Consider the following 22,766-nt stretch of genomic DNA (forward strand, 5'->3'; position numbering starts at 1 on the left):
ACTGCGAACACCCCATATCTTGCGGCATGGACCAGTTTGACAGCGCACAACTCCTCTATTTTGCCCTTCTTCTGGGGGCGCTCGTGACCTATGTCATCGTCGCCAACCGCCGCGAACTGGGGCGACTGGCGCGCCATGGCGTGATGTGGTGCCTGCTGTTTATCGGGCTTCTTGCCGCCTATGGCATGTGGAATGATGTTTCCTCGACCCTGGTGCCACGTCAATCCGTGGTCAGCGCCGGGGTGATCGACATTCCGCGCGGCGCGGACGGGCATTACGGGCTGGTCGCAGATGTGAACGGCACCCCGATCAATTTCATGATCGACACGGGCGCGACTACGGTCGTCCTTGCCCGCGAAGATGCCCAGCGCGCGGGCATCGACCTTGACCAGCTTGCCTTTACCGGCGTGGCGTCAACCGCGAACGGGCGCGTGCAGACCGCTCCCGTGCATATTGATCTGGCGCTGGAAGGTGTGATCGACGACCGCTTTCGCGCCTATGTTACCAATGGCGAGATGCCCGGATCCCTGATGGGTATGGACTACCTCAATCGCTACTCGAAAATCGAAATCAGCGATGGCGTGCTGCGGCTCACGCGCTAAGCCCTGCTGGGCTGCAATCCATGCCCCCTAAAGGCGAATCACCAAGCGGTTGATTTATATCCCTAAAACGTCACCATTCTGGCGTGAGTGTGTGGATTTGACCGCGCAGCAATGCAGGACTCCAATTTCTGCGCCTGTTTTACATCGCAAGCAAAAACTGCACACCAAACACCCTCAAGGTATCAAAGATACCGAATCAAACAACCCCTGATTGTTGCATATCGGCGCGTTGGAGAAAGCGCAGCTGCTGCGCGCCGCTCTGTGGGACACTTCATGACAGGCGGCCCGTGCGACGCCTTGCGGGCCACTCAGCACGCGCAACACGGATCGCAAGTTTGAAGAACGAGGGGAACAGGATGAAGACATTATTTTCGACGCTTGGCCTTACGGCCATCCTCGCGCTGGGGGCGACCTCGGCAACCGCGACCGACGCACAGGTCATACAAAGGCAATATCTGGCCAGCACCTGCGCGGCGTTGCCCGCCCAATGCAGCGAAGCGCTTGCGCAGGCTTTGACACATCTTGCGTCCGCGGGCTTGAGTCCGGCCGACCATGATGCCGCCGTGGCACAGATGGTCGCCGAGGTTGCGACCTTTCTGCCGTTTGGCCCGCTGCGCACGAGCGACAGTTTCAGCGACGACGACGGGCGCGACCTGTCCGATACGAGCAGCCTGATCCTGGCCAGCGAGACGCCCGAGGACCTCGGCCTACTCACCGCCGCATCGCATAAATCCTCGAGCAACGGCAAAAATGGGTCGGACAAGCGCAACGGATGGAATAATGGCAAAGGCAAGGGCGCAAACAAGCCAAAACCCGGCCGCCCCCATGACTCAAGCCCGCATTAACGGGATAGAATGAGGCCCGGCGAGAGACCCGCCGGGCCTGTGACAGCCATTTGTTTTGTGGCGATTTGTTTTGTGGCCATGTTCTTGTGGCCATTTGCGCGGGGCTTAGCTGTTGCTTGCGGGGTTTTGCACGAGCGCGGCCGGCACCGCACCAAAGGCTGCGCCCGAAATCGACGCCGCCTGCCCGCTTGCCACCAGATTCGCAACAGCCAGCAACGCGGCGGCTGCGGTCGGATTGGTCATATTCGCGGCCATGGCCGTAAGCATCCCGCTGATTTGCGCATCAAATGTGGCCGCCGTAAGAGAGGCCGGATTGCCGCCGCTCATCTGGTTCAGCGGGCCCGACAATTGCGGGTAGACCGCCAGCAGGCCGCCAGCCCCTTGGGCGTCGAACAACTTGGCAGCGTCCACCAAAAGACCGGCGGCCTCGCCGATGCCCGTGTCGATCTCATCCGAGGTAAAGCCTTGGCCACGCGCGCGTCCCACCACGGCCGCCAATGTGGCGTTCAACGTGTCGGGCGAGCCCGCGAGACTGTTCATCACCGAGGGCGTAATTTCATTTTTCAACTGTTCGATCTGTGCGGGGGTCGCCGCAAAGCCTGGCTGGACGGGTGTCAGCGCCACCATGAAGGGAACAGCGAAACAAAAGCCTTTCAAAATTCGGGTCGTTTTGAGGGAAAAAAGAAGCGACATTCGTCACACTCCTAAAAAAACTCGCCCAACAGGCCGCGAGCAAGGTAGCGTTCCGCTGTTCTTTGACGTTACGCAATCCCGATTTTGCACCCGCGCGCGATTGCGGGCAATTTGAGAAAAATGTTCCGGCTTGCGCCGCGATTGCATGTCAAATTACGCACTAAAAAGAGGCAGCTACGCAGGGGACTACTGGCTTTGGGCCTTCATTTCCCAGCGCCCTGATTCTTGGGACCAGTATTTGGCCTTCACGCCCGCGCCCGTCAGCGCTTTCCACTGGCTGCGGGCCTGCGTCACGGCCGCCCCGTCCATACCGTCAAACACGATGGACGCGCGGGTGAACTGGGCGACCTCCTCGGCGCTCACCGGCGCGCCCCCCACCGAAATCAGCGCCTGCGCGCCATTGGTCACAGGCCCCGTCGTCAACAGCACCGGCTGGTCCGCGTCATGCGCACCGCCGATCATCCCATGCGGCAAAAACCCCGCGCCGTGCCAGAGCAGGCGGTCGAGGCTGTCGAGCAGCGGCAGCTGTGGCGCGCGCAGGCCGACGCGCCAGCCTGCCGCGAGCGAACGCTCGAGCAGGACCGGCACCAATTCGTCAAGCGTGGCGCGCGTGAGGTGGTAGAAATAGACCTCCGACACGCTGTCAGACCTTGGGCGTCGGGGTCGCGTCCAGATCATCCACCAGACGGTTCAACGCCAGAACGCCCCAGCCGGTCGCGCCTTTGGGGGCCAGCGTTGTATCGGCTTTGACGCTTGCCACGCCCGCGATGTCGAGGTGAATCCACGGCTGGCCTTCCTTGACGAAGCGTTTGAGGAATTGCGCGGCGGTAATCGACCCGCCGGCCCGTGTGCCGACGTTTTTCATATCGGCAATCGCGGATTTGAGTTGGTCATCGTAGGCTTGGCCCATTGGCAAACGCCACGCGCCCTCGCCCTCGTCCTCGGCGGCTTTCAGGAAGGCACGGCAGAAGGGGTCGTCGTTGGAAAAGACGCCCGCATTCTCATGGCCCAGCCCCACGATAATCGCGCCCGTCAGGGTCGCAAGGTCGATCATGGCGCGCGGGTTGAAGCGCTCCTGTGCGTACCACATCACGTCACATAGCACGAGGCGGCCTTCGGCATCGGTATTGATGATCTCGACGGTATCGCCCTTCATGGATTTCACCACATCCCCCGGACGGGTGGCACGATCCGAGGGCATGTTTTCCACGATCCCGACAAGGCCGACAACATTGGCCTTGGCTTTGCGCAGGGCCAGCGATTTCATAACGCCCGCCACAACGCCCGCGCCGCCCATATCCATGGTCATGTCTTCCATGCCCCCAGCGGGTTTCAAGGAAATCCCGCCGGTATCAAAGACCACCCCCTTGCCCACCAGCGCCAGCGGGGCCTCGTCATCGCCGCCCTTCCACTGCATCACGACGACTTTCGAGGGCGAGGCAGAGCCAAAGCCGACGCTCAGCAGCGTGCGCATTCCCAACGCTTCCAACTTGTCCTCTTCGAGCACCTCAACCTCAAGGCCGATGCCGCGCAGCGCCTCAAGACGGTTGCCAAATTCGGTGGTGGTCAGGATGTTCGCAGGCTCGGACACCAGATCGCGGGTGAAAAACACACCTTCCGCCAAAGCGGTGACCTGATCAACGGACACTTCTTCGGGTTTGGTCAGCGCCAAAGTCACCGTCGGCACCTCGGTTTTCGCGCCCTCGGACTTGTGATCGGTAAAAGCATAGGCCCGCAACAGCGCGCCCAGCGCCAGATCGGCGCCGTATTTCACCGTGCCCGCCAGAACCAGCACATCCGTGCCCGACATCCCCTTGCCGATCGAGGCGCCCGCCTTGCGCGCCACATGTTCGTCGCCGCCGCGTCGGTCCAGCTTGACGATTTGCAGCGCTTGCGCCTCCATCCCCACCGGACAGAGCAGATCGCGCGCCTCGCCAAAGGCGAGCTTGGTGAAGGCCTCGCTTTCGACGAAGCGCTTGAGCGCGCCTTTGGTCAGCTTGTTCACGCGGCGACCGGCAGGATCGAGCGTGCCGTCTTCGGGCACGATCACCGCGACGCGGCCCACAAAGGTGGCGATGGCGTCAAGATCGGGAACGATAACGGACAGGCTTGCGGGACGGGTCATGGACTTCTCCTAAATGCGTGTTTGACCCATACCTAGCCGCGCCGTGCGGGCTTTGCCAGTTCACATGCCATATCTGTGTGCGCGTTATCGGTTTTCGACGCGCCTGCGCCCTGCTAGGATGAACGCCAGTCCGCGCGTGCCCCGCGCGCGCAACGTTGTGACGGAGAGCCGCTGTGGCCAAATTCGACCGGTATCTGCTGTCGCAGCTGCTCATCTATTTCGGCTTTTTCTCGCTGCTTCTGGTGCTGGTGTTCTGGGTCAACCGCGCGGTGGTCCTGTTTGACCGGCTGATCGCGGACGGGCAATCGGCGGGCACATTCATCGAAATCACCCTGCTGACCATTCCGTCGGTGATGCGTATCGTTTTGCCAATTTCCGCTTTTGTGGCAACGGTTTACGCGACGAACCGTCTTGCGGGCGAAAGCGAGTTGGTCGTCGTGCAGGCCACGGGCTATTCGCCCTACCGCCTTGCGCGTCCGGTGCTTGCCTTCGGGCTGATTGCAACGCTGATGATTTCGGTGCTGACCCATATTCTGGTGCCCACCGCGCTGCATCAACTCAATCTGCGCACGGCCCAGATTGCCAATGATATCGCCGCGCAACTTCTCACCGAAGGCAGTTTCGAACACCCCGCCGACGGGATCACCTTTTATGTGCGCGAAATTACGCCAAACGGTGAATTGCGCGACATCTACCTGTCTGACAGCCGTTCCCTGACCGAGCGCACCACCTATCTGGCGGCGCGCGCCCTGATCGTGCAGGGCGATGGCGAAAACGCCGCGCCGACCTTTTTGATGTTTGACGGGATGGCGCAGCAATTGACGCTCGACACCCGTAGCCTCTCGGTCACCACCTTCGAAGATTTTGCCATTGATGCGGGCACGCTCATTCCCGCGTCCGGCCCGCCCACGCGCGGGGTAAACGCCATCACCACCTTCGATCTGCTCGCGCCCAGTCAGGCTATTCTGGAAGAAACCGGTGCTACACGCGCCCGGATGAGCGAACTGGCGCATGAGCGGATTTCCCAAGCGTTGCTGGCCTTTATCACCGCCGTTGTGGGCTTTGCCGCGCTGATGGTGGGCGGGTTTTCCCGCTTTGGGCTGTGGCGTCAGATTCTGGGGGCCATCGCCGCACTTGCGGTTCTCAAAGCGCTCGACAACGCCGTCATTTCCACCGCGCGCAGCGACAATGCCCTCTGGCCCGTGCTCTATCTGACCACGCTGGCGGGGGGGGCTTTGGCCTTTGTGTTGCTGTGGATCGCAGCACATCCGGCCCTGTTTACACGGCGCCACAAACCCAGCCGCGGAGCACAGGCATGAAGCTGCATTTCTATTTCGCCCGCCGCTTTGCGCTGACCTTTGCGATGGTGTTTGCCCTGCTGTTCGGGCTGTTCGTCATGGTCGATCTGGTCGAGGAATTGCAGGATTTTTCCAAAGTCGATCTGGGGTTTTTGCCAACGCTGGGCATGACGCTGCTCAATGTGCCCCAGGGGCTGTATCAACTGCTACCCATCATCGTGCTGATCGCCACTCTGGTGATGTTTCTGGGGCTGGCGCGATCGTCGGAACTGGTGGTCACGCGCGCGGCGGGGCGCTCGGCCATGCGCGCGCTTCTGGCCCCGATTTCGGTGATTTTCATCATCGGCGTGCTCTGCGTGACCGTTTTCAACCCGATGGTCTCGGCCACCTCGCGCCAATACGATCTCAAACGCACCGAATTGCTCAAGGGCGAGCAACAGGTGTTTTCCGTGTCCGACGAGGGGCTGTGGCTGCGTCAGGGCAGCGATGCGGGCCATTTCGTGATCCGTGCCAGCCGCTCCAATCTGGATGCGACCGAATTGTTTGGCGTCACTTTTATGGGGTTTGGTCCCGACAATGCCCCCACCGAGCGTATCGAAGCCACAAGCGCGCGGCTGACCACGGGCGCCTGGGTGCTCACGCAGGCCAAAGTCTGGCCGCTGCGCGCCAGCGACAACCCCGAACGCGACGCCACGACCGCCGCGCAAATGACCATCGACACCACCCTTACGCTTGACGAAATCCGCGACAGCTTCGGCACGCCCTCCGCGATTCCGTTCTGGGATCTGCCCCAGTTTATCGCGCGGCTGGAAGCGGCGGGGTTTTCGGCGCGCGCCTATCGGATGTGGTATCAGTCGGAACTGGCGCTGCCCTTTGCCTTTGTTGCAATGCTCATGATCGGCGCGGGGTTCACCATGCGGCACACGCGGCTCGGGCGCACCGGCCCTGCGGTCCTCTCGGCGCTGATGCTGGCATTCGGGTTCTATTTCCTGCGAAATTTCGCAACGGTTCTGGGGGAAAACGGCCAGTTGCCAGTGATTGCCGCCGCTTGGGTGCCCCCTCTCGCCGTGATCCTCTTGACCTTGTCGCTGCTTTTGCATTTTGAGGACGGATGATGATCCAGCGCCCCTTCTCCCGCCCCTGCCGCAGCCTGTTGCGCGCGCTCACGACGACCGCTTGCCTTGCGCTGGCCAGTGTCGCGCAAAGCGCCCCTGCACAGGAGCGGGCGCAAACGCAAGCCTCCGGCGCACCCGCTGTGTTGCTGGCAGACAGCCTTGTGCTGGGTGCGGGCAATGTGCTTGTGGCGGCGGGCAACGTCGAGGTGCTGTATGACGGCGCCCGGCTGACCGCCAGCCGCGTCACCTATGACAGCACCGCCGGCAGCCTTGCCATTGACGGCCCGATCCGGCTCGAACAGGGAGAACGGGTCGTGATCCTTGCCTCCTCGGCACAGCTCAGCGACGATCTGCGCAACGGGATTTTAACCTCGGCCCGCCTTGTGCTGGATCGCCAGCTGCAACTTGCCGCCGCCGAAATCAACCGCGTCGACGGGCGCTACACCCAACTGTATAAAACCGTCGCCTCGGCCTGCGAAGTCTGCGCCGCGCGCCCCGTGCCGCTCTGGCAGATCCGCGCCAAGGAAGTGGTGCATGACTCGGTCGAGCAGCAGCTCTATTTCACCAAGGCCACCTTTGAAATCGCGGGGGTGCCGGTGCTCTACCTGCCGCGGATGCGCTTTCCCGACCCCGAACTGTCGCGCGCCACCGGTTTTCTGGTGCCCAATATCCGCACCTCCACCCAGCTTGGCGTCGGCATCGAAGTGCCGTATTTCATCACCCTCGGTGACAGCGCCGATGTGACGGTTTCACCCTTTGTCTCGCCCAATGCACGCAGTCTGGGGGTCCAGTACCGCCAAGCCTTTGCGCGCGGTGATCTGGAGATTGCGGGCGCGGGCACCTTTGACGATCTGACCGACGACAGGACGCGCGGCTATCTCTTTGCGAGCGGCACATGGCAAACTGCGGGCGGGCTGACCTATGGCTTTGATCTGAAAACCACCTCCGACATCGCCTATCTGCTGGACTATGACATTTCCTCGGCTGACCGCCTCGAAAGCGCGATCTTTGCGGAAAAATTCGACACGCAGGGACGGGCGCTGGCACGGCTGTATCATTTCCAGACCCTGCGCGAGAGCGATATCGATATCGCCGACACGCTGCCCGCCTATTACGCCACCGCACTTTACGAACGCCGCTTTAGCGCGCCCGGCCTTGGCGGTCAGGGCTATTGGCAGGTCTCGGGGGGACAGGTGCTGCGCGAAAGCACGCTGGATGAAAGCGGGCGCGATGTGTTGCGCCTTGGCGCCAAGGGCGGCTGGTCGCGCGATTGGCTGATGCCCAGCGGGCTGTTGCTCGGCTTTGACAGCACGGCGGCGCTGGATCAGTACTGGACCCATGACGACAGCACCCAAACCAGCCCCGCCATCCGCCTGAGCGGCGCAAGCAGCCTCACCCTGACCTATCCGATGCTGCGCGCCACCTCGCGCGGCACCGATGTGATCACCCCCATCGCCCAATTGGGCTGGAGCGGCTTTCGGGGCGATCGCGTCCCACAAGAGGACAGCACCCTTGTGGAACTGGACGAGGCCAATCTCATGGCCCTGTCGCGCTACCCGGGTCATGACGCAAGCGAAACCGGCCCGCGCGCCGCGCTCGGGTTTAGCTATGCCCATGCGGGCACGGGAAAAATCCCCGATTACTCGTTGAAACTGGGGCGGATTTTCACCCTTGATACGGGGGACACCCTTGCCACGGGTGATCGCAGCAACTGGGTGATTGCGCTTCAGGCCAGCCTCGGGGCCAAGACGCATATGTCCACCCGCGCCCAGCTTGACGGGGCGCTGGAACCCGCAAAACTCGAAACGCGCCTGACCTATGCGGGGCCGCAGTTCGAGGCGGATATCGTCCATGCCTATGTGCGCGCCGATCCCGACGAAAACCGCGACAAAAGCCTCAACGAATTGACCTTTGCCACCGATTATCAATGGTCGAGCCGCTGGTCGAGCGGGCTTGCCGTGCGCTACGATCTTGACGGCGGTCAGGCCAGCAAACTGGGGGTCGAGCTTGGCTATCGCAACGAATGTGTCGCCGTGGCCCTCGGCGTGACGCGCCGCTTTACCAATGCCGACACGCTTGAGGCCTCCACGGGCATGTCGTTTTCCGTGGCCCTCGCAGGGTTTGGCGGCACGCAAGCCAGCGCCGCGCGCAGCCAGTGCCTGCGCTGATTGCCGCCAGCGCCCCTGTGTCGGACTGCGCGCCCCTCCCGGCCGCGCGCTTGTCGCTTTCCCCAGCCTCTAAAACGGCCTAAGAAGAGACAAGACAAAAAACGCGAGGAACGGGCATGGCTTTGCACCGCACAGGCAAAACGACACAGACCGCAGGCACCGGCAGCGCAGGCAGGGTTTTGCGCGCCGTTCTTTTGGGCAGCAGCCTCCTTGGCGCCAGCTTGGCGAGCTTTAGCGGATTGGCACCAAAAGCCGCCGTTGCCCAGAACATGTTCGCGCCGATTGCGACCGTGAATGACGCCGTGATCACCTCTTACGAGCTGAACCAACGCATCGCTTTGATGTCGGTTTTGGGCGCAGGCGGTGCGGATGTCGGCAAGGTTGCGCTTGACCAGTTGATCGACGACCGCCTGCGCACCCAAGCGGCACTCCGGGCGGGCATCACGCTTGGCCCTGACGAGGTGCAGACGGGAATGGCGGAATTTGCCGCCCGCGGGTCTCTGGATACAGAGGGTTTCTTGCGCCTGCTTGCCAGCCGTGGTGTCGCCGCAGAGACCTTTCGCGACTTTATTTCGGCAGGTGTCGCATGGCGCAACCTGTCGCGCGCGCGGTTTATTTCGCAAGCGCAGGTCAGCGAGACCGAAATCGACCGCGCCCTGGGACAAAGCGCGGTAAACACCAGCTTGCAGGCCTCCCTGAGCGAGATTTTCCTCCCCGCGCGCGATGATGCCGAGCGCGCTCAATCCGAAGCACTCGCCGCGCGCATCGCGGCAAACGCCACGATTGCCTCCTTTGCGGCTGCGGCGCGCGAATATTCCGTCGCGCCCTCGCGCGAGCGCAGCGGTCGCATGGACAGCGTTGCCCTGAACCAGTTGCCCCCCGCGCTGGCGGGCCAGATTGCCGGCCTCGCCCCCGGAGAGGTGACATCGGTTCTGGCGACGCCCAACGCCCTGGGCATCTTCCAGTTGCGCGCGCTGACCGAAATCAACGGCGCGCCGCAGGCCCCCAGCGAAATCGAATATGCCGCCTATTACATCGACAACAGCGATCCCGCGCGCGCGCAAAAACGGATTGCGCAAGTCACCGCCCAAGCCGACAGCTGCGATGATCTATACGGCATCGCAAAGGGCGAACCCGCGCAGGTGCTGCAAATCGACAGCCTGCCGTTTGGCGATATTCCCGACGATGTAAAGCTGCAACTGGCGCAGCTTGATCCGGGCGAGGCCTCCAGCGCACTCACCCGCGCCGACGGGCAAACCCGCGTGTTCCTGATGCTGTGCGGGCGCAGTTTTGCCACGCAGAGCGCCGTGTCGCGCGACGATATCCGCGCGCAATTGCAAAACCAAAAGCTGGCCAATCTGGCCGACAGCTATCTGGCCCAGCTCAAGGCTGACGCCGCCATCACCTACAAATGAGCGCGCCCTACGATCTGGCCCGACCCATCGCGATCAGCTGCGGCGAGCCCGCAGGCGTGGGGCCGGAACTGATGGAAGCGGCGTGGCAGGCCACCCGCGCGCAATTGCCGCTTTTGTGGGTGGGCGATCCGCGCCACCTGCCCGCGACCCTGCCCCACCGCATCGTTGCCGACCCGCAGGAGGCGCTCGATATCTGCCCCAAGGCGCTGCCGGTCCTGCCCCTCGCCTTTGAGGGAAGCGCCGCGCGCGGGGTTGCAGACCCTGCCAATGCAGCCGGGGTGATCGACGCTATTGCCTGCGCTGTGGACCTCGTGCAGCGCGGCGCGGCCAGCGCGCTGTGCACCCTGCCGATCCATAAAAAGGCGCTCAAGGACGGGGCGGATTTCGCCTATCCCGGTCACACGGAATATCTTGCGGCGCTTGCGGGTGTGTCGCGCGTGGTGATGATGCTTGCCTGCGACGCGTTGCGGGTCGTGCCTGCCACTATCCACATCCCCCTGAGTGCTGTGCCCGCCGCCTTTACCCCTGCCGTGCTCGAAGAGACCGTGCGCATCACCCAGAGCGCGCTGCGCACACAGTGGGGGCTGGCGCATCCGCGCATCGCGATTGCCGGCCTCAACCCCCACGCCGGCGAAGGCGGGGCGATGGGCACGCAGGAACAGGACTGGATGTTCGCGTCCTGCGCGAAGTTGCGCGCGGAAGGCATTGAAGTCACTGATCCTTTGCCGCCTGACACGATGTTCCATTCCCGCGCGCGCGCGGCCTATGACGTGGCGGTCTGCGCCTATCACGACCAAGCGCTGATCCCGATCAAGACCCTTGATTTCGATCGCGGCGTGAATGTCACCCTGGGTCTGCCCTTTATTCGCACCTCCCCCGATCATGGCACGGCCTTTGATATTGCGGGCAAGGGGATCGCGCGCCCGGACAGTGTGATTGCGGCGCTGAACATGGCCGCGCGGATGGCCCGCGCCGCCCAGTCCTGAGGCGCTGCGCGCCATTTGGGTATTTAAGTCCGAAAGAAGCCGGAGGCGATTGCGCTGCGGCTTGTGACAGAAAGAGAATGAGATGGCATTGATCGACGGGCTTCCGCCCCTGCGCGAGGTGATCGAGACCCATGGTCTTGTTGCCAAGAAATCGCTTGGCCAGAACTTTTTGCTCGACCTGAATCTCACGTCGAAAATTGCCCGCCAGGCGGGGGATCTGACCCAATGCGATGTGCTGGAAGTCGGGCCCGGTCCGGGGGGGCTCACGCGCGGGCTGTTGGCCGAGGGCGCGCGGCGGGTGCTGGCGGTGGAAAAAGACAGCCGCGCCATGGCCCCTTTGGCCGAAATCGCGGCCGCCTATCCCGACCGGCTTGAGGTGGTGAACGCCGATGCGCTGGCGATCGACCCGCTCGAACGCCTCACCGCGCCGGTGCGCATCGTCGCCAACCTGCCGTATAATATCGGCACGGAACTGTTGGTGCGCTGGCTTACGCCGGCGCAATGGCCGCCCTATTGGGCGTCGCTTACGCTGATGTTCCAGCGTGAGGTGGCGCAGCGGATCGTCGCGCAGCCGGGGTCCAAGACCTATGGGCGGCTCGCGATTCTCAGCCAGTGGCGCACCGATGCGCGCATTGTGATGGAATTGCCGCCCGAAGCCTTTTCGCCGCCGCCCAAAATCCATTCTGCCGTGGTGCATTTCACCGCCCTGCCCGCGCCGCGGTTCGAGGCCGACGCCAAAACGCTGGAGCGGATCGTTGCGCAGGGGTTCAACCAGCGCCGCAAGATGCTGCGCGCCTCGCTCAAGGGTGCAACGCTTGACCTTGAGGACAAGTTGATTGCCGCGGGCATCAAGCCCACCCAGCGCGCCGAAGAAGTCGGGCTTGAGAGCTGGTGTGCATTGGCGCGGGCGATCAAAGCCACCGCCTAGCCACCGCCTAGCCAGGACGCGCGCTCTGGTTGAGAGCAAAAGCCCCGCGCGGAGCGATCCACGCGGGGCTTTTTCATGGCATCATGCCGGGCTTATTCCGCCGCTTTGGGCGTGTCGCCCGGGCCGGTATCGGATTTGGGCTTGGGGGCACGCGGTTTGCGCGGCGCGCGCGGTTTTTTCGGCGCCTCGGTCGATGTCTCTGCCTTGGGCTTGCGCGCCCGCGTCACTTTGGGCTTTTCGGCAGGCTTTTGCGCCGCTTCCGGTGATGGCGTGTTCGAAGTCGCGTTCATTTCCGGCGTCTCGACCAAACCGCTATCGCTGTCCTGGGCGGGCGTATTCAAGAAGGCCGGAACGCTATCGCCCTCGAAGCTGTCCTCACGCTTTTGCGCCGCCGGAATCTGGTCATCGCGGGTCTGGTCGTCGCGCGCAGATTCGCTGTGCGCGACGCTGGTGTCATCGCGCTCGCGCATGGTTTCGCGGACTTCGGCGCGCGCCTGGGCGGCGGCACGGTCGCGTTCGGATTGCTCGCGGCGCGCCTGTTCGCGTTGCGCCTCGCGCTGTTGCTGGTCGCGCTCGGATTGCTCGCGGCGCGCGGCCGCTTCGCGTTCTTGCTGCTCGCGCTGCTGGTCGAGTTCCTTTTGCGCCTCGCCCAGCATCCGCAGATAATGCTCTGCGTGCTGCTGGAAGTTTTCGGCCGCCACGCGGTCGTTGCTCAGCTGGGCGTCGCGCGCCAGTTGATTGTATTTCTCGATGATCTGTTGCGGCGTGCCGCGCACCTTTCCTTCGGGGCCCGAGCTATCAAACACACGGTTGACGACGTTGCCTACGGAACGGGTGCGGTTCGATTTCGACCGCGAACGGGATTTCGAAGATCTCATATTGGTTACAGTCCAGCCTTGGTTTGGCTCTCGTGCGACCCTGTGTTTCCGGTTTTGGTTTCCGGTGTCTCGCCCTGTTCAAACGGCACCCCTTGCAGGGCATGTCGTTCAGGGCAGCACGATAAAGGTCGGCACTGATTTGGATATTCGGCGAGGGGGACCAAACTGGTCCCGCCGCCCGCGTGCCTCTGAGTAAACAACTTACAGGGGCTGTGACAAGGGTGATTCAGAGCGAATAAGACGAGTTTCACCTGAATCTGTGATATTTTTATAAATTCCGACCGCGCATGGGCAGTTTCTTGCGCGCTGCGGGTGTTCTAGGGGGCCGTTTGGGAGGCAGTTTTGGGGGCATGGGCGGCGACAACACGGTCACGCCCGTCAAGATCGGGCAGGATTTCTACCGCCACGAGGCCCGCATCGCGCATCAATTGCGACACGGCCGTGCCCTGTGTGGGGCCGATTTCCACCAAAAGCCGCCCCTCTGGCGCAAGGTAGTCGCGCACCCTTGCGCAAATCGCGCGATAGGCGGTCAGCCCGTCGCTTTCATCGGTTAGCGCCATGCGCGGCTCATGCGCAAGTTCGGGGGCGAGACCGGCCATTTCACATAGCGCAATATAGGGCGGGTTCGCGGTGATCAGATCGAATCTTCCCGCGATCTGGCTAAACCAGTCGGACCACAGAAAGGCCGCGCGCGCGCCCAGCCCCAATGCCTGCGCGTTGCTCTGGGCGACTGTCAAAGCCGCCGCAGAGACATCCGCGCCCACCCCGCTCGCTTGCGGCAATTCTGCAAGCAAGGTCAGCAAGATACACCCCGTTCCAGTGCCAAGATCGAGCAGCCGGGTGGCGGGGGCACGCAGGGCGGCGCTGATCAGGGCTTCGGTGTCGGGGCGCGGATCAAGCGTGTCAGGGGTGACGCGAAATTCACGCCCGTAAAAGGCGCGCTTGCCGATGATCTGGCTGACGGGCTGGCGCGTCAGCCGCGCGGCAATCGCCGCCTCGAAACGGATTTGGGCCTCGGGGGGCAACAGGTCCGGCGCAACCAGGGTCAGGCGGCTCGCGTCGATCTTCAGGGCAAAGGCCATCAAGCGGCGCGCATCCCCCATCGCGCCCGCAAGGCCCGCCGCGTCAAGGCGGGATTTCCCGGCGATCAGGGCCTGTTGGACCGTCACAGCTGCGCTCATTACGCGCCCATTTCGGCCAGCAGCGCGGCTTGGTGTTCGGCCACCAGCGCGTCGATGATTTCGCGCAGATCGCCTGCGAGAATCGCGTCAAGTTTGTAGAGCGTCAGGTTGATACGGTGATCGGTCATGCGCCCTTGCGGAAAATTATAGGTCCGGATGCGTTCCGAACGATCCCCGGAGCCGACCTGGCTTTTACGATCCGCCGAGCGCGCATCATCCACCTTCTGGCGTTCCAGATCATAGAGCCGCGCGCGCAGCACGTTCATCGCGATTTCGCGGTTCCTGTGCTGGGATTTTTCGGCGCTGGTGACGATCATGCCCGTGGGCAAATGGGTGATGCGCACCGCGGAATCGGTGGTGTTGACGTGCTGCCCGCCTGCGCCGCTGGCGCGCATCGTGTCGATGCGGATGTCATTGGGGTTGATGTCGATGTCCACGGCCTGCGCCTCGGGCAGAACGGCGACAGTGGCGGCAGAGGTGTGAATGCGCCCCCCCGATTCTGTCGAAGGCACGCGCTGCACACGGTGTACGCCGCTTTCGTATTTGAGCTGGGCAAACACGCCCTCGCCGCGCACGTTGGCGGTCACTTCCTTGATCCCGCCCAATTCGGTTTCGGCCAGATCGATGATGTCGAACTGCCAGCCCTGCGTTTCCGCATAGCGCTGGTACATCCGCAAGAGATCCCCCGCAAACAGCGCCGCCTCATCGCCGCCCGTTCCGGGGCGGATTTCAATGATCGCCGGGCGCGCGTCGGCGGCATCTTTGGGCAAAAGCGCGATTTGCAGCGCCTTTTCCAAGCCCGGAATGCGTGCTTTCAACGCGGGCAATTCCGCTTCGGCCAATTCGCGCATTTCTGGATCGGCCAGCATCGCTTCGGCCTCGGCCAGATCGGCCTGAAGCTGGCGATAGGCGCGGATCTGGTCCACGACGGGGCGCAATTCGGCGTATTCTCGGCCCAAAGCGGCAATATCACCGCCCCCCGTGGCCATCTTGGCCTCGAGGAATTCGAACCGTTCGGAAATCTGGGCAAGTTTGTCTGATGGGATCATAGGCTGTTCAATGGACAACGGCGACCGCGTGGTCAAGACCTCTGATTGCGCCGTGTCCAGCAATAGAGCGCAAGGATTTCCATGGCCACATGCGCCCCTGCCACCGCCGTGGCATTGCCCACATCATAGGGCGGCGAGACTTCGACCACATCGCCCCCCGTCAGATGCACCCCCGCGAGTTCGCGCAGGATCGCGGCGGCCTGCCAACTGGCCAAGCCTCCCCAGACCGGTGTGCCCGTCCCCGGCGCAAAGGCAGGATCGAGGCAGTCGATATCAAAGGTCAGATAGGCGGGATGATTGCCGACGATATTTTTCACACGGCTCGCCACCCAGCTTGCGCCGCGTTCATGCACAGCGCGCGCATCGATAATGTTGACGCCCAGCGTGTCGGGGTTGTCCGTGCGGATGCCGATCTGGACCGAGCGCGCCGGATCGATCAGCCCCAGCTTTACCGCCTTGTAAAACATGGTGCCGTGGTCGATCCGCGTCATGTCGTCATCGGCCCATGTGTCTGAATGGGCATCGAAATGGATCAGCGACAGCGGGCCGAATTTGGCGGCATGGGCGCGCAGGACGGGAAAGGAAATAAAGTGATCGCCCCCCAAAACCAGCGTCCCGGCTCCGGCGGCAAGAATGGGGGCGATGTGATCGGTAAGCGCTTGGGGGAAGTCGGCGACTTTGGCGTAGTCAAACGCCAGATCGCCGTAGTCGATCACGTCAAATTCCTCGAGCGGCGAATAGCCCCAGCCATAGGGCGCATCAAAGGCCTGCAGGGTCGAGGCTTCGCGGATCGCGCGCGGGCCAAGGCGGGTTCCGGGGCGGTTGGTGACCGCCTGATCAAAGGGCACACCAGTGACCGCCAGATCGACGCCCGACAGGTCCTTGGTGTAGCGGCGGCGCAAGAACGACAGCGCTCCGCCGAACGCATTTTCAAACGCCAGACCGCGGCGCTGATCGGGCGTCGTGGTAAAGGCCAGATCGACTTGGGTTTTTGCATCTTCCAGTGCCATGATCCGTGCTCCTTGGCGGCTTTGCGTCAGATAGCCATGCCGCCCGAGTCCGTGCAAGGCCCAGAGCCACGAAGAGCCGCGCAAGCATCCGCGACGAAAAAGGGCGCCCCGATAGGGACGCCCGATACTCGTAAATCAAACCTGAGGTTCGATTAGAACTTCATGGAAACGCGTGCGCCAACCGAAGTGGACGAGATGTCGGTGCCGGTGCCGTCGAAATCGTCGAATTCGGTTTGCAGAACTTCTGCGCCCACGATGACTTTGTCGGTCACTGCGTAGTCAAGGCCCACACCGTAGAGGTAACCGGTGTCGATCAGCTTGTCGCCAGCGCGGTCGAGCTGGGCGTATGCACCACCAGCGGTACCGTAGATGAGGAATTTGCCAGCGTCGTAACCGACTTTTGCTTTTGCACGTGCGATGTAGTCAGCTTCTGCGCCGTTCAGCTCGAGGTCCGAACCGATGCCTTCGAGTTCACCACCGACGACCCATTTGCCGAAGTCGTAGTTGTAACCGGCGAATGCGCCGTAGTTGGCGGCTTCGTCGCTGATGTGCACGTCGCCTGCGTCGTTGTCGTAGTCTGCATCGTCGTAACCAAGGGTCACACCAGCGTAGGCGCCGGACCAATCCATGGAGGGCATCATGACGGGTGCGGGAGCGACGACGACGGGCTCAGCAACGGGGGCGACATAGCCGCCGGCGATTGCGGAACCTGCTGCTGCGGTGGTTGCGGCGAAAGCTGCTGCGAGAGTTGCGAATTTCATTTCTTAGGTCTCCTAATTCTGTCCCACGGGTTGTTCCGGGGCTGTCTATTGTGACGACAGAACCGCTAGTGACATTGGAAAGTTCCAAAGAAAAGAGGGGTCGTGATCACGGCACCGTGACGGCGAAATGTTACAGGGAACCAAAACGGTAACTCCATGTTTTTGAACAGTTTTCAAAAAGTAATCGGCCATTTCATGCTGGTTCCATGGTTTTTTCAATCTCGGTTCAATGTCGCAAAAACGCCACACGTGATCACAAGAATGTCAAAACACATCGCTTGTGATCACAGCCTCGTGAAACCAAACCGCCCCCTCACCCCTGCTCACGTTCGCACGACTCATGGGAACCGCCAGTCTGACCGCAGATCTGCCCTGCCCCGCGCGTCCCAAACGCCCCGCGCAGGCCCAAAAGACAACAGCGGCCCTCGGTGTGCCGAAAGCCGCTGTTGCGTCGTTTTGGGGCGAAGAGGGACCGCGCGGTTAGCCGCCCGCCTTTTCCTCAAGCGCCAGCCATTCCATTTCCGCAGCATCCAGCGCGTCCTGTCGCTGGCCGATCATCTCGGTCGCTTTCTGGAATTTCGCCGGCTCGCGGGTGAACAGCTCGGCGTCTGACAACAGCTCGGCCAATTTGGCGATTTCCGCTTCGATCCTGGCGATTTCAGCGGGCAGCGTATCCAGACGGTGCTTCTCGGTAAAGCTGAGTTTGGCTTTGGCCGCGGGCGCGCCTTGTGTGACTTTTGTGGCCTTTTGCTCGGCCTTCAGGTCGGCTTTGGTCACCGCTTTGCCGTCCGCCTTGGCTTCCCAGCTATCTGCCGATTTGCCGCTCGCGGTTGCTTTGCGCTGTTCGCGATAATCCGACCAGCCGCCGGGATAGACCGTGGCACGCCCGTCACCTTCCATCGCGACCGTTTGCGTGGCCACACGGTCGATAAAGTCACGATCGTGGCTGACCAGCAGCACGGTGCCGTCAAAATCAGTGAGCAATTCCTGCAACAGGTCCAGCGTTTCGATGTCCAGATCGTTGGTCGGTTCGTCCAGCACCAGAAGATTCGAGGGATGCGCCATGATTTTGGCCAGCAGAAGGCGCGCTTTTTCGCCCCCCGACAGGGAGCGCACGGGCGCGCGCGCCTGCGCATCGGTAAAGAGGAATTCCTTGAGGTAGCCGACGACATGTTTGGGCACACCGCGCACCATCACCTGATCGGCGCGCCCCGAAACCCCCATATCCTTGTCGGTGGTCAGCGCATCCCACAGCGTATGCTCGGGGTTCAGCGCCTCGCGGTTCTGGTCGAAAACCGCCATGTCCAGCTTGGTGCCAAGCTTGATCTCGCCGCTATCGGCGGGAATTTCGCCGGTGAGCATCTTGAGCAGGGTCGTTTTGCCCACACCGTTGGGGCCGACAAAGGCAATGCGGTCGCCGCGCCCGATTTTGATGTTGAAGTCCGACAGGATCAGCTTGTCGCCAAAGCGTTTGGACACGCCAATCGCCTCGACCACACGTTTGCCCGATGTCTCGGAGGCTTCCAGCGCCATCGCGGCCGTGCCCTGACGGCGGATCATATTGGCCCGCTCGGCGCGCAGGTCGCCCAGCGCCCGCACACGGCCCTGATTGCGTTTGCGCCGCGCCGAAATGCCTTCCACCGCCCAGCGCGCCTCGGCCTTGATCTTGCGATCCAGCTTGTGGCGTTGGTCGTCCTCTTCTTCCCAAAGCTTGTCACGCCATTCCTCGAAAGCGGCAAAGCCGGTTTCGTTGCGCTTGACCTGCCCGCGGTCGATCCAGAGCGTCGCGCGGGTGGTGGCCTCAAGGAATGCACGGTCGTGCGAAATCAGCACAAAGCCCGCGCGGGTGGATTTCAACTCTTCCTCAAGCCAGCCGATGGCCTCGATATCGAGGTGGTTGGTCGGCTCGTCGAGCAGCATGAGTTCCGGTGCTTCGGCCAGCAATTTCGCCAGTGCCGCGCGGCGGCGTTCCCCGCCCGATGCGGTTTCGACGGGGCGTTCGGGGTCGAATTTCAACCCGTCGGCCACCATCGCGACACGGTATTCCTCGCCCTCGGGCAGGTTGGAGGCGGCAAAGTCGCCCAAAGTGGCAAAACCCGACAGATCGGGATCCTGCTCCATATAGCCCACAGCCGTTCCGGGCGGAATGACGACCGATCCCTGATCGGCCTCGACCAATCCGGCCATCACCTTCATCAGGGTGGACTTGCCCGAGCCGTTGCGCCCCACCAAAGCGACACGGTCGCCTTGCTGGACCACCAGATCGAGGTCATTGAAAACGGGATCACCACCAAAGGTGAGCGAGATGCCAGAAAGCTGGAGAAGGGGTGCGCGTGCCATGCCGCTCGCTACTGCGAGACGGACAAAAGGTCAACGCCTGCCGCGCATCTCGCCGCGTCCTGACCCGACACAAGGGCCTTTCGCCCGGCTTTTACGGGGGCTTTTACGGGGGCTTTTATGGGCCTTTCACAGGTCACAAACGCGCCTCAAACGGGCAAAGCGCGCAACAGCCGTGCGCGCGCGGGGGGGATGGCTTTGATTTCCAGGCCGGTGAACACATGCAAGGTGTTCAGGTCACGGTCCACCACCGCGTGATCCGACACCCAGCCCCCCATCAGGAGGTAGGTTTTCAGCAGCGGCGGCATTTTCAAAGCGGCGCGGCGCGCATCGGGTTTGCGGCGCAGGCGCGCGGCGAATTTGAACACATTGGGCGCTTTGACCCGTGGCTTCCAGCGCGCCGGCGCAAGATGGCGGTGTTTGAGCATCGCAAAAGCATCAAGATACTCTGCCGTATCCGTGCCATGAAAGGAGGAGCAGCCAAAGAGCATCTCCACCCCTTCTTCATCGACAAACCGCGTCATCGCCCCCCAGGCAATGCGCAAGATATCGGGGTCATGCACTTGGGGATGCAGGCAAAAGCGGCCCATTTCCACCATCTTGCCCTCGAATTGCTCCAGCGCGTCCAGATCGTAATATTGCGCCGAATAGCTGCGGGCGATGTCGGAGCCGCCGCCCAGCGGCAAAATGCGAAAACAGGCGACAAGGCGGTGCGGCGTGGCTTCGGCATCGCGGGTGTCCTCGATCAGCACATGACGGCAAATCGCATCGAACGGGTCGGCGTCAAACCCCTGCTGCGGGGCGGCGCCAGGGGGCTCGTTTGCAACGAACGCCAGATAGCGCAGCGCTTGGGCGGCGGCGACATCGCTGTCGCTTGCGGCAAAACGGGCGATGTAACGGGGCTTGCGCAGCGCAATCATGTGAACCCTTCCCCAAAACCATCCCGCGCGCCATGCAGCGGCAGGCCTGATAAAATATGTGCCTCACCAGCGTATCACACAAGATGTGACAACCGCTTAACCACCAATTGACAGCTTGGTGACGATGAACGCCCGTTTTGATGCCAAAACGCGCGGCGAAATCCGCGCAGCGCGCCCGCCCCAATGACGGCGCATATTGAACCGCGCGCGCGCATGCCTACCTTAAGGACAACACAAAAGAGGACATTTCATGGCCGATTCTCCCGACACCCCGCAAGGCAACTTCAAATCTCCCGCAGACATGAGCGAGGCGGACTGGCGCGAGGCGCTCGATCCCGAAACCTTCCGCGTCACCCGCCAACACGGGACCGAGCGCGCCTTTTCCCATCCGGGCTTTCCCGAGGGCGACGGGATCTTTCGCTGCGCCTGTTGCGGCGCGGAACTGTTCACCAAGGACACGAAATACGAAAGCCACTGCGGTTGGCCTTCGTTTTACGCGACCAAGGACGATGCGCCCGTGGCAGAAAGCCGCGATGAAAGCCACGGGATGGTGCGCACCGAAGTCCATTGCGACGATTGCGGCGCGCATCTGGGCCATCTGTTTCCCGACGGCCCCAAGCCCACGGGCATTCGCTATTGCATCAACGGCGTGTCGCTGCGGTTCGAGCCGGCCTGAACGGCCCGACATCGCCTGAGGCGGCGTTCTTCCCCCCCTCGCGCAGACATCAAGAAGGGCGCTCCGACGGGGCGCCCTTTTTCAAAACCGGGACTGACAGTGAGAGGTCGCTGGGTGAGATGTCGCCGGGATGGCGGTTTCTACTGGATGAATTGATCCGCCGAGATCCGGCCCAGATTGCCCAGAAGCTGGCGCACAAAGGTGGTGCCCCCGACATTGGGGTCGGTCACGCGGCGCGACAGCACGATGACATTGCCATCCTCGAGGCCGAAGCGCTCGACATTGGACACCAGCCCGGCGGCATCGAAACTGATGGCCAGAACTTCGCGGCGGGTTTCGCGCGGCGCAAAGGGGCCGATGCTTTGAAAGGTGGAGCCGACGTAATACCAGCCCGCGCCTTCGATCAGCCCCATCGCTGCGGGGCGTCCGACTTTGTCGGCAACGCTTTGCTGGCTGTCGACGCCGACCGAAATCTGCGCAAGGTCTTCCTCGGGGGGAATATAGCCGTGGCGTTTGACGATCGGGGTGCAGGCCACCAGAGCGACGCACACGACAGCGCCCAGAACGAGTTGGCTCAGTCGCGCAGCCGCGCGGCGGATCCCTGTGGCGGATTCATTTTGGCCCATGCTGGAACGGGTCCCCTTTTTCGATTGGCGCTTCGATTGGCGCGCAGCACATCCAGACCCCGTGACGGGCCCCTTGCCTTCCGGACCCCGTCACGGGGTCCCCTTGCCTTGCAGCGCCTTGCCTCGTATCCCGATTACAGATTGTTTTCCTCCTGTTCAAGCCGCGCGCAGTGACAGGGCACCCCAAGGAGCCGCTTATGTCGCAAAAGACACCCCCGCAGACCCCCGACACCGCTGCGCGCGCCAAGGACGCGCCCTCTTCCAAAGCGGCGTCCAACACCGCCGCCACCAGCGCAGACGCGCAAAACTGGACCCATGTGGTAACGTTGCGCGCCCTGCCCAAAAATCGTGATCACAGCTTCGAGATCACGCCCGATGCCGCCCAAAGCGCACAAATCGCCCGAGAGCTCGACATTCTGGGCGCGCGCAAAATCCGCTTTGCCGGCACGCTCAGCCCCGTGGGGCGTTCGGATTGGCGGCTCCTGGGCACCATCGGGGCCACGGTGACCCAGCCCTGCGGCGTCACGCTGGCACCGGTGACCACCCGCATCGACGAAAGCCTCGAGCGCAACTATCTGGCTGAGCTGCGCGAAGACCCCGAGGCCGACACCCCCGAGGAAATCGAAATCCCCGAGGATGACACCGCCGAGGCGCTTCCTGCCACGCTCGATCTGGCGGCTGTCGCCATCGAAGCCCTCGCCCTCGCCCTGCCGCCCTTCCCGCGCGCACCCGATGCCGACCTTGGCGAAGCCGTGTTCACCGAGCCGGGCAAGGACGCGATGACCGATGAGGCCACAAAACCCTTCGCCGGTCTCGCATCGCTGCGTGACAAACTCGCCGATAAAGAGTAGACGGCAGCCAATCCGCGCGAAAGGCCCGCAAAACGGGTCCGGTTGCGCCGGAAAATCCGCGTCCAATCAACGCTGCGGGGCCTTAAAAACAAGGGACTTAACAAAGGGGTTGCAGATTGTGCGATTCCGAGTATGTTCCCGGCCTCACTTCCACGTTGGATTCTGTGCGTTGCGCGACTTGCGCGAGGGGCAGAACCTTAGCGGAAACAACGGGTTGACCCTCTGTAGACACGGACACGTCCGTCACACGCAGGGCTGCCCACCCCGCGCACCGCTTCGGTGCAAGGGTTGTGGGTGCAAAA

21 protein-coding genes are annotated in these 22,766 nt (G+C 62.6%); 10 read left to right on the forward strand and 11 right to left on the reverse strand.

The window, feature by feature from the left end; all coding sequences use genetic code 11:
* Positions 1 to 26 precede the first annotated feature (26 nt).
* Both AQS8620_RS14740 and AQS8620_RS14745 read left to right on the forward strand, forming a co-directional pair.
* Positions 27 to 602 carry a retropepsin-like aspartic protease family protein gene (locus AQS8620_RS14740; protein WP_085837788.1) on the forward strand — a complete coding sequence of 192 codons (576 nt, stop codon included), beginning with the start codon at positions 27 to 29 and terminating at the stop codon, positions 600 to 602.
* Between the two features lie 356 nt (positions 603 to 958).
* Positions 959 to 1,447: a hypothetical protein gene (locus AQS8620_RS14745; protein ID WP_085837789.1), complete on the forward strand. Its 489-nt coding sequence runs from the start codon at positions 959 to 961 to the stop codon at positions 1,445 to 1,447.
* A gap of 105 nt (positions 1,448 to 1,552) precedes the next feature.
* On the opposite strand, the gene AQS8620_RS14750 is transcribed toward AQS8620_RS14745, so the two are convergent.
* The 3 genes from AQS8620_RS14750 to AQS8620_RS14760 all read right to left on the reverse strand — a co-directional run bounded on the left by AQS8620_RS14750 (position 1,553) and on the right by AQS8620_RS14760 (position 4,265).
* Positions 1,553 to 2,140: a hypothetical protein gene (locus AQS8620_RS14750; RefSeq protein ID WP_085837790.1), complete on the reverse strand. Its 588-nt coding sequence runs from the start codon at positions 2,138 to 2,140 to the stop codon at positions 1,553 to 1,555.
* Positions 2,141 to 2,326: 186 nt separating this feature from the next.
* Positions 2,327 to 2,779, reverse strand: a complete 453-nt coding sequence (locus tag AQS8620_RS14755; protein ID WP_143267543.1) for a DNA polymerase III subunit chi — start codon at positions 2,777 to 2,779, stop codon at positions 2,327 to 2,329.
* Between the two features lie 4 nt (positions 2,780 to 2,783).
* A complete protein-coding gene (locus AQS8620_RS14760; RefSeq protein WP_085837792.1) occupies positions 2,784 to 4,265 on the reverse strand; it encodes a leucyl aminopeptidase in 1,482 nt (493 codons plus the stop codon).
* A 173-nt stretch (positions 4,266 to 4,438) separates the two neighbouring features.
* Between AQS8620_RS14760 and lptF the strand changes: the two genes are divergently transcribed.
* The 6 genes from lptF (at position 4,439) to rsmA (ending at position 12,175) form a co-directional block, all read left to right on the forward strand.
* Positions 4,439 to 5,584, forward strand: a complete 1,146-nt coding sequence (gene lptF, locus AQS8620_RS14765; RefSeq protein WP_085837793.1) for an LPS export ABC transporter permease LptF — start codon at positions 4,439 to 4,441, stop codon at positions 5,582 to 5,584.
* Positions 5,581 to 6,678: an LPS export ABC transporter permease LptG gene (gene lptG / locus AQS8620_RS14770; RefSeq protein WP_085837794.1), complete on the forward strand. Its 1,098-nt coding sequence runs from the start codon at positions 5,581 to 5,583 to the stop codon at positions 6,676 to 6,678. Before lptF ends, lptG begins: the two co-directional genes overlap by 4 nt.
* Entirely contained in the window at positions 6,678 to 8,846 is a 2,169-nt protein-coding gene (locus AQS8620_RS14775; RefSeq protein ID WP_159453260.1) for an LPS-assembly protein LptD, read from the forward strand. The genes lptG and AQS8620_RS14775 overlap by 1 nt, the downstream gene beginning before the upstream one ends.
* Positions 8,847 to 8,962: 116 nt before the next feature.
* On the forward strand, positions 8,963 to 10,261 hold the full coding sequence (locus AQS8620_RS14780; RefSeq protein ID WP_085837796.1) for a peptidylprolyl isomerase: 1,299 nt from the start codon (positions 8,963 to 8,965) through the stop codon (positions 10,259 to 10,261).
* Positions 10,258 to 11,247: a 4-hydroxythreonine-4-phosphate dehydrogenase PdxA gene (gene pdxA, locus AQS8620_RS14785; RefSeq protein ID WP_085837797.1), complete on the forward strand. Its 990-nt coding sequence runs from the start codon at positions 10,258 to 10,260 to the stop codon at positions 11,245 to 11,247. Before AQS8620_RS14780 ends, pdxA begins: the two co-directional genes overlap by 4 nt.
* A gap of 82 nt (positions 11,248 to 11,329) precedes the next feature.
* Positions 11,330 to 12,175, forward strand: coding sequence for a 16S rRNA (adenine(1518)-N(6)/adenine(1519)-N(6))-dimethyltransferase RsmA (gene rsmA, locus AQS8620_RS14790; protein ID WP_085837798.1), 846 nt, complete (start codon positions 11,330 to 11,332; stop codon positions 12,173 to 12,175).
* 92 nt (positions 12,176 to 12,267) lie between these two features.
* Here rsmA and AQS8620_RS14795 read toward each other — a convergent pair whose 3' ends face one another.
* The 7 genes from AQS8620_RS14795 to AQS8620_RS14825 form a co-directional block, all read right to left on the reverse strand.
* Positions 12,268 to 13,053, reverse strand: a complete 786-nt coding sequence (locus tag AQS8620_RS14795) for a DUF4167 domain-containing protein (RefSeq protein WP_085837799.1) — start codon at positions 13,051 to 13,053, stop codon at positions 12,268 to 12,270.
* A 317-nt stretch (positions 13,054 to 13,370) separates the two neighbouring features.
* The gene (gene prmC, locus AQS8620_RS14800; protein ID WP_085837800.1) at positions 13,371 to 14,234 is read right to left on the reverse strand and encodes a peptide chain release factor N(5)-glutamine methyltransferase; all 864 of its coding nucleotides are present in this window, start codon (positions 14,232 to 14,234) and stop codon (positions 13,371 to 13,373) included.
* Complete coding sequence (gene prfA, locus AQS8620_RS14805; RefSeq protein WP_085837801.1) at positions 14,234 to 15,283, reverse strand: peptide chain release factor 1; 1,050 nt, start codon at positions 15,281 to 15,283, stop codon at positions 14,234 to 14,236. Before prfA ends, prmC begins: the two co-directional genes overlap by 1 nt.
* A gap of 32 nt (positions 15,284 to 15,315) precedes the next feature.
* Positions 15,316 to 16,293: an agmatinase gene (speB, locus tag AQS8620_RS14810; protein ID WP_085837802.1), complete on the reverse strand. Its 978-nt coding sequence runs from the start codon at positions 16,291 to 16,293 to the stop codon at positions 15,316 to 15,318.
* 152 nt (positions 16,294 to 16,445) lie between these two features.
* Positions 16,446 to 17,054, reverse strand: a complete 609-nt coding sequence (locus AQS8620_RS14815; protein ID WP_085837803.1) for an outer membrane protein — start codon at positions 17,052 to 17,054, stop codon at positions 16,446 to 16,448.
* A 480-nt stretch (positions 17,055 to 17,534) separates the two neighbouring features.
* The gene (locus AQS8620_RS14820) at positions 17,535 to 19,394 is read right to left on the reverse strand and encodes an ABC-F family ATP-binding cassette domain-containing protein (RefSeq protein WP_085837804.1); all 1,860 of its coding nucleotides are present in this window, start codon (positions 19,392 to 19,394) and stop codon (positions 17,535 to 17,537) included.
* A 146-nt stretch (positions 19,395 to 19,540) separates the two neighbouring features.
* Positions 19,541 to 20,311, reverse strand: a complete 771-nt coding sequence (locus AQS8620_RS14825; RefSeq protein WP_085837805.1) for a GNAT family N-acetyltransferase — start codon at positions 20,309 to 20,311, stop codon at positions 19,541 to 19,543.
* Between the two features lie 250 nt (positions 20,312 to 20,561).
* Between AQS8620_RS14825 and msrB the strand changes: the two genes are divergently transcribed.
* Positions 20,562 to 20,987 (forward strand): peptide-methionine (R)-S-oxide reductase MsrB, encoded by a 426-nt coding sequence (gene msrB, locus AQS8620_RS14830; RefSeq protein ID WP_085837806.1) that lies wholly within the window; start codon positions 20,562 to 20,564, stop codon positions 20,985 to 20,987.
* Between the two features lie 140 nt (positions 20,988 to 21,127).
* Here msrB and AQS8620_RS14835 read toward each other — a convergent pair whose 3' ends face one another.
* Positions 21,128 to 21,613, reverse strand: coding sequence for an outer membrane protein assembly factor BamE (locus tag AQS8620_RS14835; protein ID WP_085837807.1), 486 nt, complete (start codon positions 21,611 to 21,613; stop codon positions 21,128 to 21,130).
* 197 nt (positions 21,614 to 21,810) lie between these two features.
* Between AQS8620_RS14835 and AQS8620_RS14840 the strand changes: the two genes are divergently transcribed.
* Positions 21,811 to 22,464, forward strand: a complete 654-nt coding sequence (locus AQS8620_RS14840; protein WP_085837886.1) for a YceD family protein — start codon at positions 21,811 to 21,813, stop codon at positions 22,462 to 22,464.
* Positions 22,465 to 22,766: the final 302 nt, after the last annotated feature.

This window comes from Aquimixticola soesokkakensis, assembly GCF_900172375.1.
In the GTDB taxonomy this organism is placed as follows: domain Bacteria; phylum Pseudomonadota; class Alphaproteobacteria; order Rhodobacterales; family Rhodobacteraceae; genus Aquimixticola; species Aquimixticola soesokkakensis.

Bases quoted from the DNA above. Each gene is read 5' to 3' on its own strand.
- AQS8620_RS14760 (WP_085837792.1), bottom strand. From the start codon at position 4,265: ATGACCCGTCCCGCAAGCCTGTCCGTTATCGTTCCCGATCTTGACGCC.
- prmC (WP_085837800.1), bottom strand. From the start codon at position 14,234: ATGAGCGCAGCTGTGACGGTCCAACAGGCCCTGATCGCCGGGAAATCC.
- AQS8620_RS14745 (WP_085837789.1), top strand. From the start codon at position 959: ATGAAGACATTATTTTCGACGCTTGGCCTTACGGCCATCCTCGCGCTG.
- AQS8620_RS14815 (WP_085837803.1), bottom strand. From the start codon at position 17,054: ATGAAATTCGCAACTCTCGCAGCAGCTTTCGCCGCAACCACCGCAGCA.
- rsmA (WP_085837798.1), top strand. From the start codon at position 11,330: ATGGCATTGATCGACGGGCTTCCGCCCCTGCGCGAGGTGATCGAGACC.
- AQS8620_RS14775 (WP_159453260.1), top strand. From the start codon at position 6,678: ATGATCCAGCGCCCCTTCTCCCGCCCCTGCCGCAGCCTGTTGCGCGCG.
- prfA (WP_085837801.1), bottom strand. From the start codon at position 15,283: ATGATCCCATCAGACAAACTTGCCCAGATTTCCGAACGGTTCGAATTC.
- AQS8620_RS14820 (WP_085837804.1), bottom strand. From the start codon at position 19,394: ATGGCACGCGCACCCCTTCTCCAGCTTTCTGGCATCTCGCTCACCTTT.
- AQS8620_RS14835 (WP_085837807.1), bottom strand. From the start codon at position 21,613: ATGGGCCAAAATGAATCCGCCACAGGGATCCGCCGCGCGGCTGCGCGA.
- speB (WP_085837802.1), bottom strand. From the start codon at position 16,293: ATGGCACTGGAAGATGCAAAAACCCAAGTCGATCTGGCCTTTACCACG.
- AQS8620_RS14795 (WP_085837799.1), bottom strand. From the start codon at position 13,053: ATGAGATCTTCGAAATCCCGTTCGCGGTCGAAATCGAACCGCACCCGT.
- lptG (WP_085837794.1), top strand. From the start codon at position 5,581: ATGAAGCTGCATTTCTATTTCGCCCGCCGCTTTGCGCTGACCTTTGCG.
- AQS8620_RS14750 (WP_085837790.1), bottom strand. From the start codon at position 2,140: ATGTCGCTTCTTTTTTCCCTCAAAACGACCCGAATTTTGAAAGGCTTT.
- AQS8620_RS14780 (WP_085837796.1), top strand. From the start codon at position 8,963: ATGGCTTTGCACCGCACAGGCAAAACGACACAGACCGCAGGCACCGGC.
- msrB (WP_085837806.1), top strand. From the start codon at position 20,562: ATGGCCGATTCTCCCGACACCCCGCAAGGCAACTTCAAATCTCCCGCA.
- pdxA (WP_085837797.1), top strand. From the start codon at position 10,258: ATGAGCGCGCCCTACGATCTGGCCCGACCCATCGCGATCAGCTGCGGC.
- AQS8620_RS14840 (WP_085837886.1), top strand. From the start codon at position 21,811: ATGTCGCAAAAGACACCCCCGCAGACCCCCGACACCGCTGCGCGCGCC.
- AQS8620_RS14825 (WP_085837805.1), bottom strand. From the start codon at position 20,311: ATGATTGCGCTGCGCAAGCCCCGTTACATCGCCCGTTTTGCCGCAAGC.
- AQS8620_RS14740 (WP_085837788.1), top strand. From the start codon at position 27: ATGGACCAGTTTGACAGCGCACAACTCCTCTATTTTGCCCTTCTTCTG.